This window comes from Chitinophaga ginsengisegetis (assembly GCF_900168065.1).
GTDB classification, from domain to species: domain Bacteria; phylum Bacteroidota; class Bacteroidia; order Chitinophagales; family Chitinophagaceae; genus Chitinophaga; species Chitinophaga ginsengisegetis.
Genome location: NZ_FUZZ01000002.1, coordinates 178913 through 196127, shown reverse-complemented (window position 1 = coordinate 196127; position 17215 = coordinate 178913). Strand labels below are relative to the sequence as shown.

The 17215-nt window shown below is 48.8% G+C and carries 10 protein-coding genes; 6 read left to right on the top strand and 4 right to left on the bottom strand.

Annotated features, from left to right (window positions below; all coding sequences use genetic code 11):
• Position 1: 1 nt before the first annotated feature.
• A complete protein-coding gene (locus B5Z18_RS14500) occupies positions 2–3700 on the bottom strand; it encodes a hypothetical protein (protein WP_079470205.1) in 3699 nt (1232 codons plus the stop codon).
• Positions 3701–3759: 59 nt separating this feature from the next.
• Positions 3760–4443 (bottom strand): VIT1/CCC1 transporter family protein, encoded by a 684-nt coding sequence (locus B5Z18_RS14495; protein ID WP_079470204.1) that lies wholly within the window; start codon positions 4441–4443, stop codon positions 3760–3762.
• A gap of 103 nt (positions 4444–4546) precedes the next feature.
• Here B5Z18_RS14495 and B5Z18_RS14490 point away from each other — a divergent pair, with 103 nt between their 5' ends.
• Positions 4547–5431, top strand: a complete 885-nt coding sequence (locus tag B5Z18_RS14490; RefSeq protein ID WP_079470203.1) for a carbohydrate kinase family protein — start codon at positions 4547–4549, stop codon at positions 5429–5431.
• A gap of 37 nt (positions 5432–5468) precedes the next feature.
• On the opposite strand, the gene B5Z18_RS14485 is transcribed toward B5Z18_RS14490, so the two are convergent.
• Positions 5469–6035, bottom strand: a complete 567-nt coding sequence (locus B5Z18_RS14485) for a DUF1579 domain-containing protein (RefSeq protein ID WP_079470974.1) — start codon at positions 6033–6035, stop codon at positions 5469–5471.
• Positions 6036–6189: 154 nt separating this feature from the next.
• On the opposite strand from B5Z18_RS14485, the gene B5Z18_RS14480 reads away from it, so the two are divergent.
• The 5 genes from B5Z18_RS14480 to B5Z18_RS14460 all read left to right on the top strand — a co-directional run bounded on the left by B5Z18_RS14480 (position 6190) and on the right by B5Z18_RS14460 (position 14716).
• Positions 6190–8526: a GAF domain-containing protein gene (locus B5Z18_RS14480; RefSeq protein ID WP_079470202.1), complete on the top strand. Its 2337-nt coding sequence runs from the start codon at positions 6190–6192 to the stop codon at positions 8524–8526.
• Between the two features lie 108 nt (positions 8527–8634).
• Positions 8635–10053, top strand: coding sequence for a phytoene desaturase family protein (locus B5Z18_RS14475; protein WP_079470201.1), 1419 nt, complete (start codon positions 8635–8637; stop codon positions 10051–10053).
• Between the two features lie 28 nt (positions 10054–10081).
• Positions 10082–11335, top strand: coding sequence for a YeiH family protein (locus tag B5Z18_RS14470; protein WP_079470200.1), 1254 nt, complete (start codon positions 10082–10084; stop codon positions 11333–11335).
• A gap of 36 nt (positions 11336–11371) precedes the next feature.
• Positions 11372–13036, top strand: coding sequence for a hypothetical protein (locus B5Z18_RS14465; protein ID WP_079470199.1), 1665 nt, complete (start codon positions 11372–11374; stop codon positions 13034–13036).
• A 27-nt stretch (positions 13037–13063) separates the two neighbouring features.
• Positions 13064–14716: a hypothetical protein gene (locus tag B5Z18_RS14460; RefSeq protein ID WP_143313601.1), complete on the top strand. Its 1653-nt coding sequence runs from the start codon at positions 13064–13066 to the stop codon at positions 14714–14716.
• Here B5Z18_RS14460 and B5Z18_RS14455 read toward each other — a convergent pair.
• The gene (locus B5Z18_RS14455) at positions 14713–17211 is read right to left on the bottom strand and encodes an Hsp70 family protein (protein ID WP_079470197.1); all 2499 of its coding nucleotides are present in this window, start codon (positions 17209–17211) and stop codon (positions 14713–14715) included. The genes B5Z18_RS14460 and B5Z18_RS14455 overlap by 4 nt on opposite strands.
• Positions 17212–17215: the final 4 nt, after the last annotated feature.

Genomic DNA, 17215 nt, shown 5'->3' with positions numbered 1-17215 from the left:
GTTACTTTTTTGGTAAAGAATATTTCTTTGCTACTTTATTATATTTCTTCAGGTACTTCCGGTCTTTTTTAACGCCTACAGCTGTTACCATACCGGAAGTTTCTGCTTTTACCCAATAGTTGAAGATGAACTTCTCCCGGTCGCGCTCAAAGAACATAAGGGTGGGCCGTTGATTGCGGTTTCTCAGGAAAGCGTTTGCCAGGAAGGTTTCCAGGTTAGCCTTGAAACCCTGCCGCGTGGAATCCTTTTTATTGAGCACCTGTACGTTCAGGTTGTGATAATAAAAATTCATGGTACCCAGCGTAGCGTATTTATTTCCTGACCATTGCGAGAAGACCGTATCTGCATAACCGCGTCTTACTTTTACGGCAGCCATGGGGATGGCTACGGCGTTAAAATCTTTCAGGTCCATTGGTGCAAGATAGCTTTGTGCTGCGAAGCCGGAAAGGGAATCCCCATAAGATTCGTGATAGGAAAAGTAACGGATGGGATTTCCCAGCAGCCGGCCGGTGGCCTGCACCAGGAGGCTGTCGGCGTTGCCGTACGTATTGCCGAAATGCGTGATCAGGGCGTTGATATCTGTAATGGGTACGGCCGACCACTTGTGCGTGGACTTCGACGATTCGTTGACCGTTACAGCGGATTGTTTTACTACGATAGAATCCACCTGTAAGGCAAATGGAATAGTGTGAATTAATTTTGTAGGCATCCATTTTTCGATGCCGTGTTCAAACGGAATTCGTTTATCCCTGGCCGTAGTTAGCAGCGTATTCTCCACCGTAATTTTCCGGATGGCAATGGTGGTGTCGCCGGGTTGGTGATGCATATTGATACCGCTGATCTGTAAGGCATCTCCTTTCACCGTAATGTAATCGCGCTGCCAGCGGGCGGTGCGGAAAGTTTCTGCTGCCGTAAGATTGGGCGCCACTTCAAAGTTGCTCACATGAAATGTTTGGGTGGCGGGGTCCAGTTTGAAGTTTTCCGCGTGGGCATGGATCTGTTTATTGCGGTAGTGTAATCCGCCGTCGCTCAGAGTGGTATTGTTAATAAATGACTGCCATTTTATTTTATGTCCCTGGTGCCAGGAGAAGGACGCATCTTTAAACAACCCGGACAACCTTTGCAATACCAGTTCCAGCGTATCGACATGATGCAGGGAGAATTGCGCCTCCTGCCATGCGAGGGCTATACCGGAATGGAGCGATAAATGGCCGGACTTATCCTTATGCAGCGACCCCTTATTAAGTTGCAGCGATAGTTGCGGAACCGCGGCAGTGGTACCGGTATGGCTATAAGAAAGTGCTGATAGCTGTACGTGCATATCGCTGTATTGCAACCGGCTGCCGTTATTTAATTCCAGTTCATTCCCCGTCAGCCTGGCCTGTGTTTCCAACCGGGTAGTATCGGGTCCTTTGATGCTGGTATGCGTAACCGCGGCATTGCCTGTAGCCAGTTTACTGATAGCCACCTTGCTGAAGTCGGTGCTATGAATATTGGTTTGAATATCGAGAGAAGGGACCGTTATTTTAGTATGGCCGTTACCGTTATACAGCGTGGCGTCGGCATCAGTAATGTACGTATAGCCGTTGCTGTTAAGCCGTACACCTCCAATGGTAACATCCATCTTTTTATTATGATGGCTGATGCGGTTAAGCTGCCCCGTGACAGATGCCCAGGTAAAGAAGCGTTGGCGCGTGCGTACATCTCTCAAAGCTATTTTAGCTGCATTAAAACTGCTGTGTTCACCGGCGCCTTCATTGTTAAACTGCATGGTGCCGATGTCCATGCGGGCGATGCGGATCACCGGCAGATCCTTCTTTGCAGGTGCCTCTTTCTTTGCGCCATTGTGCGGCGCCTGTATATTGAGGGCGCCTATTCTTAACACATCTACCTGTATATCCTTTGTTTGCTGGTATACGTCCCAGTCGAACACTTCCCAGTAAAGATCCCGCGCGGCAATGCGGGTACCGTTGGAGAGTGCCACGGCTAGTTTTGTGGCTTTATTATGCCGGTGGGTACCGTCGAAACTATAGTTGTCCAGCGTAATATTGGCCTTGTCGGATATCACATTCATTTGCAGGATCCGCAGGTTGGGCATGGCGTGCTTAATATCTACCAGTGAATCGCTGAGCAGGAAGTTGTGCAGCAGGATATCGGTGTTCAGATTTTTTACCAGTAGCGTAACCTTTGATTTACCGTTGGAAGTAAAGTTAACATTGCCATCTACTATCCGGAAAGTATTCACCTGTATCAGTTCACTGAGGCCGTGCAGGGTTTGATAGAAGGCAGGCATTTTAAGAGCGGTACTGTCTGTTGGTGGTTTTCCTTTAACGGGTTGCTTTGCTTTGGTAAGAAAGGTGATGCCTGGCTCATAGAGTACCGCACTGGTGGCTTTCAAACGCTTTCTCAGCAAGTGTTCCAGGCTTACGTTGTTGAGCCGCAGGGATGGTGCGCGGAAGGTTAACCCTTTGCCGGAATGGTTTTGTGGCGTGGGACTGTATTCCACGTTGTTAAAGATCACATCATTCTGTTGCAGGATAAATTCATCTACGCTGAGCTGGAACATACTATCGAGCGAATAGAACTTTATTTTATCGAGGTTCAGTGCGATGCTGTCGGTGGTGATACCGGGTGTAGTATCATGTGCAATAGTAAGGTTATAGATATTCAGGTTGGTACGTTTGGTAGTGCCGGTAGATACATTGCCGCGGAGCAATAGTTCGCCATCCTTTACTTCGATGTATTTAAAGTTCATTCTTTTGAACAGGGTATTGGGCAGGCTGTCCAGTGCCACTTTTTTATCTTTGGCGCTCACCTTTCTGCCGGGGAGCTTCAGCACCGGGCGGATACACACGAGGGTATCTATCAGTAATTCTTCCCGCATATAAATAGCGGGAAGATGCCGGGCGCTGAAGTAGAATTTATCTGCCTGCAGCGACATTTCTCCTTTTGTGGCAGTAGCGGCACTGAAGATAGTAGCAGAGTCGAGTTCAAAGATTTGTTTTTTACCGGAGAAGTGCAGCCGTTTGAAGCTGATGGTGTTCCTGCCGTCCGGAAGGATCCAGTGTTGGTGATCGAATGAGAAGTCCACATCATCTGATCCCAGGATGTGGTTATCCGAATGCGTAACTTTAGAAAAATTGAGGATAGAGAAATTGAAATGATCAACACGCAGTGGCGGCGGGCCGTTTACCTTGCTGTATAACAGCGAACCGTTTTGCAGGTGAACGATGCGGGCGTTTACGTATTGCAGGGTTTGTTCCAGGTGCTGTACAACAGACGAGAGCTGGAACCCTTCCTGGCGTGGGCCGCGCGACACATGTTCATGAATACTGAGTGCCGGGCTGATTACGGAAAGACTATCCACCAGCAATTTTTTATGCAGTATCAGTGCCCGCCAGGATTGTATGGAGAGATAAACCCTGGGAATGGACACATCGAAATGCGAAGCCACGTTAACGGTATCCTTCCCTGTAAGCCGCGCACCGCTGATTACAATATTTCTTTTGAAGAGAGAGAAGTCGATATCATCCGCATCAAACGTATAGGCGTTACCGGATTCCTTGTTCACAATGTACCGTATGATGTTTACGAACTTGTGTTCCACAAGATAGTATAACAGCACGCCTATGGCTATCCTGATGATGAGCAGGATAGCCAGTACTTTCAGCCATATTCTTGCTTTGGGCGATATCTTCATATTCCTCGTATGCGAATGACCTGATTACAAACAGCCGGGTATCATATATGTTCACTTTTTCAGGAAACCAGTTTTGCGATGGCAAAAGCGGCAGCAGCAGCGAGCACACCTATCATGGTTACTTTCAGGGCGCCCTGTACGGGTGGTTGCCCGGTTACTTTACTTTTAAAATAGCCGAATACAAACAGGCAGATGATAGTGAGCGCGGTGGAGCCTACCAAACCACGTTGAGGCGTGTCCGTGAAAAGATAGGCCGATAAAGGCAGGAGTCCGCCCACAAAATAAGAGACGCCGATGGTGAGTGCGCTTTGCCGCGCCCTGTTTGGATTGGGCGCTTCCAGCCCCAGTTCAAATTTCATCATAAAGTTCACCCATTTGGTTTTGTCTTTCGACAGCTCGGTGGCAATGAGGTGTTGTACTTCCGGGCTGAGGCCATATTCTGCAAACACTTCTTTCACTTCTTCCATTTCTTTGTCGGGCACGGTTTCCACTTCTGTATATTCTCTTCTTAATTCGCTTTCATAGTGTTCCAGTTCTGTTTTCCCGGCGAGGTAGCCGCCGAGGCCCATGGCAATACAGCCGGCTACAATTTCAGCGATACCGGCGGTGAGGATGATGTTGTTGCTGCTCACGGCGCCGCTGAGTCCTGCGGCCAGGGCAAAGGGCACGGTGAGTCCGTCGCTCATGCCAATGACCATATCTGTAATAAAATCTGAGCTTTTTAAATGTTCTTCCTGGTGCATCTTTTCCTGGTTTAGGGGGCTTTGCGTTATAAATATAAGTGCTTTATCGTATTTTGTCTGAACAATGTAAGGGATCATCACCTTTAATCAAAATTGAAAAATTATGGCAAACGGGATTGTATGTTTTGGTGAAATGCTCTGGGATATTTTACCGGAGAAGGAATTACCCGGTGGAGCGGTGATGAATGTAGCTTACCACCTGCAGAAGCTGGGAGAGCAGGTATCGCTGGTATCCCGTGTGGGGCGTGATGTGCGGGGGCAGGGGCTGCTGGATATGCTGCACCGGTTTGGACTGGATACCAGCCTGGTGCAGATCGATGAGCAGCAGGAAACCGGGAAAGTATACGCTGATATGGCGGATCCGCATAATGTGCATTATGACATCGTATACCCGGCGGCGTGGGATTTTATTGAATGGGAGCCTGCATTGGCAACGCGGCTAAAGGATACGGCTACACGCTATATTGTATTCGGGAGTCTTTGTTCCCGCGATAAAGTATCGCTGCATACGTTGCAGCAGGCATTGAAGGAAGATGTGGTGAAAGTGCTGGATATTAATTTAAGGGAGCCGCATTACACCCGTGCGCATGTGGAATGGCTGCTCACGGAGTGCGATATCCTGAAGCTGAATGCCGCTGAACTGGAGCTGATCAGCGGATGGTATCATCCTTATGTGGATAAGGAGCAGGCCGTGCGTATGTTGTCGGAGCGTTTTGGGATTGACACTATTGTGGTAACAATGGGTGGTGAGGGTGCGTTGTTGTTTATGAATGATATTTTTTATGTGGAACCTGGTATTGCGGTGAAGGTGGTGGATACTATCGGTAGCGGGGATGCCTTCCTGGCGGGGTTCCTGCATAGCATCATCCGTGGGCGTGCAGCGCGGGAGTGCCTGGTGTTTGCCAATGCGTTGGGGGCGCTGGTGGCGTCTTATGCTGGCGGCGCGCCGGATTACAATGTAAATGATATTTTAAAGCAGGGGAATTAGCGTTCGCCGGATGCTGATTCCCCTGCAAAACCTGGTGTTATTTGCGGGTGTATTTAATCTCCATGTCTTTTGTTTCTTTTCCATCTACAGTTTTGTACATTTCCATCGTGTGATGGTCTTTATCCTGCCATTTCATTACCTGGCGGATATTGTGTTCTTTGCCGGTTGTGGGGTCCAGCCCTTTGCCGGTAAATTCCAGTCCGTCGCCGTTAGGTTTCCCTTCCATCATGGTGATGCCGGTACCCATGTTGTCTACCCAGGTGGTGATGTAGATTTTCTTTGCATTGTCGTACGCCATAGTACTGATGCCTTCGAAGTCCATACCCATCATGTTGGCGGTGTAACGGCCCTCACAATAGCGGCCGCCCAGGATCATTTTGTAAGCGGCGGTACCCATTGATTTGGTAGGTGGGGCATCTGGCTTTTCCCAGAAGGTCATGTCGGCTGTCCATTCGCCATCCATTTGTGCCATTTTCTGGTGTGCGGGGCCTGGTGTCATGTAGTCTGTCCATGCTTTCATCATAGCGGCAGAGTCTTGCTGAGCAAAGGTTGCGGAGTTAATTAACAGGCATAACGCAGCTGTTAACAGGTAAATTGTTTTCATGATTTGCAGCTGTTTAAGAGATGTTTGGATCGGGGTGAAATTACAGGACAACAAGATAAGATATTTATTGCTTTCCGCCATCGCATGCGTGTTGCACCTCGTAAATAGCCGGGATTTCCCCTACCTTTGATCCTGAAAAAGAATATTCCCCTTTATGCAAACAACCATATTGGATGTGTCAGGAAAAAAGGCGCAGCCACTGGCCATAGATGCAGCCATTTCCTTTGAATCATTTATATCCTATCTGAAGCAGCGGATCGGGGAAGAACCAACGGTGAAAGCCCGGTTGTATAAAGAAGCGCTGACCGCATTTGAAGCGTCGGATATTGGCCGGCGGGATATCCCCCTGGAAGAAACGTCACAGTATTCCGACCTGCTGGAGTATGTATATGCCTGTCTTTCTCCCGCCATGAGCCCGGAGCATCAGCTGGCCTGGGGACTCAGCTTCCCGTTCCTGCCCACTACTTTTTATGGCACCGACCTGATCTATCAACTGCTTGCAAATAATTCGCCGGAGTATAATTACGAAGTAACCCGTACACCGGCTGATTATCACCGGGAGCGGCTGCAGCTGGTGTATTCACTGATCCTGCAACGATTGTATAATTTCCAGGCGCCGGTAAAAACGGAGCAACACCATGCAGGGGTGAATACCGCTACGGGTTTGCTGCAATATTATGCGGTGGCCATCAGCACCGACTTTGTTGAGGTGACGGCAAAAGGGGAGCTGCCGGACATTGATTTTGTGCAGTTGTACACGCATTTCAGTGAAGGAGGCGGGGTGGAAATACTGGAGGAAATGATGCCGCTGGACCTGTTCCGTTTCCGTGGATTTTGTGTGATCACCGTAACAGACGTAACGGCGGAAAAAGCGGTGGAAAATATTTCGGGTATGCGGCTGTCGCGTACAACACTGATAGATGAAAAGAATTACGAGCGGGTGATCTTATCGCTTAAATCGCTGGTGCGCGACACCCGGATTGAATTCGACCTGTTTCCTTTCCTGAGGGTGAATGATAACCCGGTGTATAGTTTTGAAAAGGGTGGTACCGGTGTATTGTTTGCTGTTTGGGGAGAAAGCCGCTTGTCGCCGGAAGAGTTCAGCCGGAATGCGAAAGCATTTATGTCAAAACCACTCTTCTTTTTTTCCGGAGATATCGGGAAAGAAACGCGGAAGGAATATGCGTTCCTGGAATATTTCCGCGAGCAGGGGGTAAAATCACTGGCCATTATGCCCATTTTCTTTATGGGCGAACCGGTGGGGGCATTTGCAGTACATACCTGGAGCGATCATTCGTTCGACGAAAAAACGTTATCACTGCTGGAACCTGCCATAGGAGCAATAGGCCAGCTGTTGCAGATTTATATAGAAGAATTTAACGGGGAGATAGAAAAGGTGATCAAGGAGAAATTTACTTCCATACAACCCGCGGTGCAATGGAAATTTAACGAAGCCGCCTGGTATTACCTGTACCGGCTGAAAAAGAACCAGCCGGCTGTCATCAGTAATATCCTGTTCAAAGAAGTATACCCGTTGTATGGCGCCATTGATATCCGGAATTCTACTGTAGAAAGAAATAAAGCCATTATTGCCGACCTGGATAGTCATTTAAGCATCCTTGCCAATACATTGGACGTGCTGCGCAAGTACCAGCAGAATGACCTGCTGCAGGAAATGATTTATCATTGCCAGCGGTGGCAGCAGGCCCTGTTGCATCAGCAGCTGAGTCCTTCCGATGAAAATGCGCTGAACAGGTTCCTGGAAGAGGAATCGGTGAGTTACCTGCAGCATATAGCGGCGCAATACCCCAACACCCGTGAAACCATTAATACCTGCCTGGAAAGCATGGCCGGTAATGTGAACAAAGATGCGCTGGAAATATCTATGCAGCTCATCACCCAGGCCGCGAATGGCTACCTGGAATCGGAGAAAGCCAGGTTACAGGAATCCTATCCCTGTTATTTTGAAAAGTTCAGAACGGATGGCGTGGAGTATGATATTTATATTGGTCAGTCTATTGCACCGGACCGGCCCTTTAATCACTTCCATCTCAAAAACCTCCGGTTATGGCAGTTGTCTTCTATGGTGGCCATTACAAAGCTTACCCACTCGCTGATAGCGCAGATGGAAAAAGAGTTGTTTACCACCCAGCTTATTTTTGTGCATAACCATCCTATTGATATCAGCTTCCGGGCTGATGAACGGAAGTTTGATGTAGAGGGCGCGTATAATATCCGTTACCAGATGATTAAGAAGCGGATCGATAAAGTACATATCCGGAACACCGAAGAACGGTTAACCCAGCCCGATAAAATTGCGTTGATCTATTCCGACAGGGACGATGTGGACGATTACCTGCCGTTTATCCGTTATTTACAGGATACCGGTGTGCTGCACCCGGAATTGGAAGAGCTGGAACTGGAAGACCTGCAGGGCCTCAGCGGTTTGAAAGCGCTGCGACTGGCCGTAGTAGTGGAGGAGGCGAAATAAAATATTATCTTTCTCAAAAATAATTTGCATTCCCGTTAATAGTATACTAAGTTTGTAGACTAATAAATCAGCGCGGGGGTATGATCTCTCAACCGCGGCAAGCAGCTCATGGAGAAAAAAGATTACGATGTAATAGTGGTAGGGTCCGGACCCAATGGCCTGTCTGCCGCCATCAGGCTGCAACAGCAGGGGGTATCGGTGTTGCTGCTGGAAGCAAAGGATATCATTGGCGGGGGAATGCGTACTGCAGAACTTACGTTGCCGGGGTTTTACCACGACGTATGTTCGGCGGTGCATCCCATGGCGATGGGATCTCCTTTTTTTTCCAAACTGCCGTTGGCGGATTACGGATTGGAGTTTGCCTATTCCCCGCTGGAAGCAGCCCATCCGTTTGATGATGGCACAGCAGCCTTCCTGGCGCGTTCGCTGGACGATACCGCCCGCGCGCTGGGGGCAGATGGAAAAGTGTACCGGGAGCTGATAAAACCGGTGGCAGACAATTGGGAAGCAGTGGCGGAAGATAGCCTGGGGCCTTTTTCCTTTCCACGGCATCCTTTGATCATGGCACGTTTTGGACTGAATGCACTGCGCTCCGCATCGGCGGTTGCCAACAGGTTTTCCACTACCGCAGCGCGGGGTTTATGGGCCGGCATGACGGCACACTCCATACAACCCTTAACCAACGTGGCTTCTGCGGCCATCGGCATTGTATTGTCTGCGGTAGGCCACCGCTACGGATGGCCGGTTCCAAAAGGCGGTTCACAGGCTATAGGCCATGCGCTGGCGCAATACTTCATTTCACTCGGCGGACAAATTCAGACAGGCGTGCACGTTAGCTCGCTCTCGCAACTGCCATCGCATCATGCAGTGGTTTTTGATCTCACGCCAAAACAATTACTCACCATTGCAGGTGATCAGTTTTCACCGTATTATAAACGGCAGCTATCCCGCTACCGCTACGGTCCGGGCGTATTTAAAATGGACTGGGCACTAAGCGGCCCCATTCCTTTCACCGCGCCGGAATGCAGGCAGGCCATCACGGTACACCTGGGTGGCACCTTTGAAGAAATTGCCTTATCGGAGCAACAGGCATACGATGGAAAGATCTGTAAGGCGCCGTATGTATTGCTGTCGCAGCAAAGCCTGTTTGATCACAGGGCGCCTGCCGGAAAACATACCGCCTGGGCCTATTGCCACGTTCCTAACGGCAGCGACGCGGACATGACCCAGATCATAGAGCAGCAGATAGAACGCTTTGCACCGGGGTTCCGCGACCTGATCCTGGCAAAACACACCATGAATGCACAACAGATGGAAATATATAATCCAAACTATGTAGGGGGCGATATCAATGGTGGCATCATTGACATCAGGCAGTTGTACACCCGCCCTGCCTGTCGCATTTCTCCCTACCGTACCTCTGCCAAAGGAATCTATATCTGTTCTTCCGCCACACCGCCGGGAGGCGGCGTTCATGGCATGTGCGGATACCATGCTGCCAACACCGTGCTGAAAGATATTTTTTAAACCGTCACTATCTTAATGAAAAAAAAATATGCCTGGAGTTAAGTCTTATTTACAGGAAGATTGGGCCATTGTTGTACTGGGGTTCCTGATCATCCTGCTATCGCTGGCCGGAATACACGTTGCTTTACCGGATTACAAATGGAGCACCACCGGTGACCTCACCACAAAAGTATTGACCGGCGCCAACTTTTTAAAAATAGGTGCACAGTTTATTTACGTGTTGCTGGTGGCCCTGCTGGGATCCTTTCTTACCGGCAGATCATTAAAAAACACCCTGCTGGTATTCCCGGCAGTGTTTATATTAACCACACTGGCGCTGATTGTAGCTGGTAACGCCGCGTTAAATGAACTGGGGCTGGAAGCGGTTATCTTCAGCCTGATCATTGGCTTGCTGATCGGTAACCTGTTTAAATTACCCACCTGGTTCCGGGAGGCGCTTACCTCGGAGTTTTTTGTGAAGATAGGTTTGGTATTGCTCGGTACTACCGTTATTTTTTCAGATGTGCTGAAAGCCGGTTCCCTGGGGCTGATACAGGCATTGGTGGTAGTTATTTCTGTATGGTATTTCTCTTATTGGGTATGTAAGCGACTGAAAATAGATAAAGAGCTGACCATGATGTTATCCAGCGCGGTATCTATTTGCGGGGTATCTGCAGCCATCGCTACTTCCGGCGCTATTAAGGGAGATTCAAAGAAATTGTCGCTGGTGATTTCGCTGGTATTGATTACCGCTATCCCGATGATGATTTTTATGCCGATGATTGCCCATCATTTCCAGTTCCCGGAAGAAGTAACCGGGGCGTGGCTGGGAGGCAGTATAGACACTACCGGTGCGGTGGTGGCCTCCGGATCGCTGGTAGGTGAAACCGCACTGAAGATCAGCACCATCGTGAAATTTTCGCAGAATGTGTTGCTGGGTATTGCGGCCTTTGCTATATCGGTATACTGGACTTACACCAAACATCCGAATGCGGCTGATAAAGAGCAGAAGCCCACGCTGAAAGTGATCTGGGATAGATTTCCAAAATTCGTGATCGGCTTTATCATTGCTTCGCTGGTATTTTCATTTTTATTGTCGCCCGCAGCTATTGCGCCGGTGAAGGGATCGCTGAAAAGTTTACAGGGGTTGTGGTTTGCGCTGGCATTTACCAGCATCGGGCTGGAAACAAATTTCAAGGACCTGATTGGCACAGAAAGCAGGAAACCCGTGTATGCGTTCCTGATAGCCCAAACGTTTAACGTAATTGTTACACTGATATTGGCTTACCTGCTGTTTTCCTGACCCGGCTGATTACTTTTTTTAGTATTTTGCCGGTATATGAAATACCTGAATCCCTTTGCTTTCCTGGAGAAGATGAATGGCGGGCCCGTATCAGCGGAGGATGCTGCCGCAGTATCCCTTCTCCGGAAAAAAATGATGGCAGAGCTGGAATTATCGGAAGAAGAGGTATTACGGGTAGGTGCGCAATGGTTCAGTAAAAACGACCTGCTGCTTTTTTTTGACGAACTGCAGTCGCCCGGCAAATTACACTTACATCAACAGATCAATGAAGATAACGTCCTGTCGGCTTTCCTGGAAACGGGCAAGCTGACAGGACTTTTTAATAATAACCCGCTTTACAGCACGCCTGTTTTCCTCACTTTTATAGCACCCTTTTACGAACCGGTGTTTACCACGGCGGTGCTCAATAGCCTGAAACAGCAGCAGGCGGCGGCACTACAGCAATTGTATGCCAATCCGCTGTTGATGGATGGCGAACACCTGAACCGGAGTTATGATAAAATATTCCGCGCATTGCAGGAATGCTATAAAATACTGGAAGCCGCAGAAAAGGGCAGGAGAGCAGATCCTGGCTCCAGGTGGCGGGAAGCCGCTCCATATGTGAGTTTGCAGCAGGTACAGGCGCTGGATGCGTTGCCGGATATTTTCCAGGAGTTCCGTAACGACTATGGTATCCTGATGATCAACTTTGCACTGGCGCTGGATGGTACCCGCGAAAATAAAAAGGCGCTGGAAATACTGCATGCCGTAAACACATTGAAATGCGGTGCGTATGTGAGAGAAGAAACACACCGGTATCTTCAGCAACTGGAAGAAAAGGCCGCCAGCCGCAAATCGTTGCTGGGCAGGTTTTTCGGGAACGGCTATAAAACCCGGCAACAGCGTCGGAAACTGGTGCGTGATGTATTGCTGAAAGGAGGAATTGCGCTTGGCATTATCGTAGCCATTTTCATCGGTGCCCGCTTTGAACAGGAATATACGCCCCGCATAAAAGTCCGCGAAAGTGAGCACAGTATTTTTATGGGCGCCCGTACTTCGCTGACTATGCAATACCTCTTGTCGCAGCTACTGATGGATACAGAAAAACGGGCGAAGAAGCTGTTAAAGAGCCCTAAGCTGCCATCTCCGGCCACCGGGGCAGATGTGTATGGCGCTGATTTTATGAAGGCCGTACGTATGCAGGGAGATTATGGCGCCGGCTTTGTGCGTCCGCCTTTTGGCCGGTCGCGGGAGTGGGGGCCGGAAGACAGCTCCTGGCACGATGCCGCGCACCGGCAAAGTATACATGTTGTTAACCGTCAGGATGGCGCGCTGATTACAATGGTACAAACGCCCGATTCCTTTTACTCGTGTTACATAGCGCCGTTCGACAGCGCCTTTGTGCCCCTGCCGCTTTCAATAAGCAGGGTATATTTTTATGCCGGTGTGGGCTGGGACCCTGATTGGAAGGCGGAATATGCAATGGAATATGTACCATCTTATCGTGCCAAAGGTTTTTTCCTCATGCCGGTGTATGATGCACTGTCGTTTCTGAAAACGTCGTGTCTGCAACTCAACCTGGACAGTAGCTACTGGCAACATTCCAACCGTTATATCCCGGTAGAAGTTTTCTTATCCCAAAAGAACCAGCTGCAGCAGGAGCTCCAACTCCGGCAGCTAACCAATAATTTCAACGGCGTAGACCTGATTCCGGTGGAGTAGCCACTTTTTTATTTATTTTGCTCTCTTATGAAGTATGTGAATCCCGTTAGTTTCCTGGAGACAGTTCATGGTGGACCCGTAGATACGGAGAATACTGCTGCGTTATCCCTTCTCCGGAAAAAAATGCTGGCAGAACTGGAACTGTCGGATGACAAGCAACTTAAAATAAATCAATGGACATTCGATAAGCACCAGCTGTTACAGTTTTTCGACAAGCTGACAGCAGGCAACGAGCTGCGCTATCATGCACAGATAGCTGCAGACCCGGTGCTGCTGCATTTCCTGGAAACCGGTGAAATCACCGGAAGGTTTGCGGATAGTCCTCTTTATAATGAGAATGGGTTTCTGAAATTTATATCTCCTTACTACGAGCCATTATTTGCAAATGCGGTATTGGATAGTTTGAAACATCAACGGTTGCAGAATACGATCGATCTGTTTGCTAATCCGTTGCTGTTGGATGGGGAACACACCACCACCTGTTATGGACGGATATTCCGTTATGTGAGAGTGCTGGAAGAAAGGTTAAAAATTATAATAGCAAAGCTCAGGGCAGGCGAGGTGATTCCCCTGCGGGAGCTGTGGCCCTTCGCCAATATTACGTTGGTGAAACAACTGAATCAGTTGCCATATGCGTTTTATGAGTGGAGAAGTGACTACGGTATTTCTTTGATCAACCTGGGGCTGGCTATATACCGGAATGATTTTACAAATGGGATGGCTATAGTTGGACTGACAGGAAAATTACAGACCTCGGAATATGTGCAGGAGGAAATGGCGCGGTGGAAAACGAAGATGAAGGAATACTGGAAGGAGCAGGAAAAAAAGATGTCCCTGGCGCAGCGGATTGGGCGTTGGGTGGCGCCTATCCGGCCTAAATGGTTAAGTGAGCAGGGAGCCGGTTCGTTGATTATAGGTGTGGCGGTCGCACTTATTTTTGTGATCAACGTAAGGCCCATGTTTACAAGACCTAATCCTACTTTATCTGCACCTGTGAATTATTTTATCACCAGCCGCACTAAGGAAGCAATGAAATATCTCCTGTTCAACCTACAAACGGACTCGATATATACTCCATACAGGGATGTGAGTAAAACCCCCATAACAGGAGACGACGTATACGGCCCCGACTTTATGGCTGCATTGCAAAAACCGCTGTTCTCTAATACCACCGATCCCGCTGTGCTAAAAACAGTAAATGATCGTCTTAAAGATCGCAAACCAGGAGCAACCATCTCTGCACCAAAGTCAAATACCGCTCACCGGCAAAGCCTGCATCTCTACAACCGTTTGATCGTTCCTGCCATCGCCATGATCCAAACGCCCGATACTTTTTATTCCTGCTATATTGCGCCGGCGGATAGCGCTTATGTACCGCTGCAGCTCACCGTTAACCAGCTGTATGTATATGCAGGGCAGCTTTGGAATGGAAGTAAGGAAGCCAGGGCTCCGATGGACGATGCGCGTGCCTACCGGGTCAAAGGTTTTTTCCTGATGCCGTATAAAAATTCCAGGCAGTTCCTGAAGGAAAGCAGCCTGATTTTTAAGCTCGACCCCAATTACTGGGCTACCTCCGACCGGAATATCCCTATTGAAATCGGGCTTACTGATAGTACCAGTTTGTATTTCAACCTGCTGGAAAATAATGCAGCAGGAATAGAACTGGAAATAGGCAATTAACCGATCCCGGTTCCTTTCAGCTGGTCGGTTTCTTTTTTGGTATCCGGCATGAGGTTGTACAGTTGATTCACGGCTACTTTCAGTTCTTCATAATTTTTCCGTTCCAGCGCCTTTTCCCCGATTTCCTTGAAGCGGGCGGCTGTTTGCGGATCGGTATAATCATCTGTACTTACGTTGGCGTAGTAGTAATACGCATTGATCCAGGTTTCGGGTTTGTTGCGTCTTATTTCCCAGCAAAGATCATTCAGCTCATCAATTTTTGCCTTGATGGCGTAGTAGCTTTGTGAAGAAAGACAGGCGCTTTCATCGGCAATGATCTTTTCAAAACGGATCATGCGGGCGCTGTCTTCTTCTTCCCGGATATTATACAAACAATATTCTTTCCTTTTAAAATAGAGTTCTGTAATTTCTACAATCAGCTGGTCTTTCCCGGTGCTGTCGAGATGTTGCGCGAGTTTACGTTTCTTTTCTTCCAGCTGATATTTTTCGTCAGTCACATCATCTGTACTGAGCAATTCCAGGCGGTTGCTGATATGATCCAGATCCACCATGATGTCCTGCACGGTTGCTGCCAGTTCATACTGCTGGCTTCTCCTGAATGATTTTATTTTTTCAGATGCGTTGAGGCGCAGCTGGCGGATATCGTCCAGTAGTTTACCGGTGTTGATTTTCCTGACCATAGGATTGAATACTTCGGAGAATTCCTGTTCGTTCATGAGCAGTACTGCCCTCACGGAAAGGTCCCTGCTTTCGCTGATCTGCAAGGTAATTTCCACATCGGAGCCTTTCACGAGATCGGTGATGAGGTCGGTGCTTTTTATTTCGATCATGCCGAGGGGAACGCAGCTGCCGGGGATGGCATAGCGACTGCCTTCCAGCACGTTGATCAGGAGGCTGTCCTGGCTGGTGCGCAGGATTGTTTTCATCACTTCTTTGATAATCGTTTTCCTCAGCGGGAGGATGGCGTTTTTTTCAAAGATGAGTTCCAGTTTGGTGGTATTGTTTTCCAGGTCATCTATTTCAATACAGATATCGTTTGGCAGCGGCTGACCATGAATATTAAATTTGCCCTGCGAAATAGCGATAACGGGGGCTTGTACCGCCAGTTCGTTATGTGCGGCATCGAATACCAGGATATTAAATACATTGCTGGTATTTTCGGCCAGCAGCAGCATTTCAGAGATACGTTCCTGCAATGGTTTGATGCCACTGTCGTAGCCGCCGTCGGCACGCACAATGCGGTAGCTTAATCCGGCTACGGGACCGGTTACGATGGCGGTAAAATATTCTTCCTTATCGGCGGTATTTTTCTGATAGGCTGTTTTAAACCGGATATCCGGCATGCCTGCTGCCAAAGGTTTGCTGGCGGCGGGGTTGGACTGGGTAATTGTTTTGGTGCCGGCATACCATGCGGCGCCTGCGGCTACGGCAGTGGTGGGATCTACGCTGCAGTTAACGGGGATGCCCAGTTGTGCCGCGACCAGGGTTTTTACCATCGGGATATACGTGCTGCCGCCAATCATCACTACTTCTTTGATATCGGCAGCGGTGAGGTGGTTACGGTCGATGATCTTTTTTACGAGATCAACGGAATACTGTATGCGGTCGTATATAACGGTTTCAAATTGTTCGCGGGTAATGGTGAGATAGATGTCGTGCGGTTGGCCGGTGGCGTCGGTGATTTCAAATTCCATTTCTGCCGAAGGACTGGCAGTGAGCTGTACTTTTACTTCTTCTGCTTTTTTGAGCAGGATATGATACAGGGTATTATATTTTCCGCGTGCGCTGCGCATTTCGGTGAGCAGGTCGGGGAGGGTGTGTTGTTGTTGCAGGGCGGGAGTCACCAGCTGTTCTATGATGGCAATGTCGAAGTCCACACCTCCGAGATAGTTATCTCCTTCATGATCGGTAACGCGCATTTCGCCATCTACAATTTTCACGAGGGCCACATCAAAGGTGCCGCCGCCGAGGTCATATACCAGCCATTGTCCCTGGAGAGAGGTAGCGTTGGCCTGTTTGTTGGCAAAAGCGAGGCTGGCGGCAATGGGTTCCTGCAGCAGCAGTACTTCGCTGAAGCCTGCATCGTTGCCTGCTTTTTTGGTAGCGTTCGACTGGATCGTATCAAAAGAAGCGGGGATAGTGATGATCACTGCTTCCGGTTTTTCGCCGGTATAGATAAAGTTTTTGAGTTCGCGGAGTACGAGGGCAGAAAGTTCTACCGGCGTTTTAAAGTCGCTCGTATTAGGTACAAAGAATGATTCCGATGTTCCCATTTTTCTTTTGAAAGAAGAGAACACATTTTCCGGATCTTTCTCTATCAGCTCCCTGGCTTTATCGCCAACAATGATCCTGTCTTTCCGGAAGGCCACCACCGAAGGCAGCGTTTCTTTCTGACCGAACGGGTTTTTGAAGATTTCCACGGCGCCGTTCTGGAACCTGGCGATCAGGGAATTGGTAGTGCCCAGGTCGATACCGAAATTAATTTGGTTGCTCATAGGT